Annotated in this window: 1 protein-coding gene; it reads left to right on the forward strand. The window is 51.1% G+C overall.

What is annotated here, in order from left to right; genetic code table 11:
- Nucleotides 1–356, forward strand: a 356-nt coding sequence (locus IBT54_RS24940) for a DUF932 domain-containing protein (protein ID WP_201253333.1), incomplete at both ends; no start/stop codon positions are given.

A 356-nucleotide genomic window follows, 5' to 3' on the forward strand; every position in this document is an offset into this window, starting at 1 on the left:
AAGAAGGATTTGAGCCCTTTTTTGCCAGCCAGTCGCGCGTGCGCGATCCGGAGCGCCGTGAATTTACCAAACACATGATCCGCCTGCGCCGTGGAAATAACAACGGCGGCGAAGAGGTGCCGGAAATTGTATTGCTGAACAGCCATGACGGCTCCAGCAGTTATAAGATGATCCCCGGTATTTTCCGGCAGGTCTGCACGAATGGCCTGGTGTGCTGGAAATCATTTGGTGAAATCAGCGTGCCGCACAAAGGTGATATTGTGTCGCAGGTTATTGAAGGCGCTTATGAGGTGCTGGGCGTGTTCGATAAGGTGGAAAATAATATCGGCATGATGAAAGGTATTCAGGTTAACAGC

Source organism: Pantoea sp. S62 (genome assembly GCF_016658625.1).
GTDB lineage: Bacteria > Pseudomonadota > Gammaproteobacteria > Enterobacterales > Enterobacteriaceae > Pantoea > Pantoea vagans.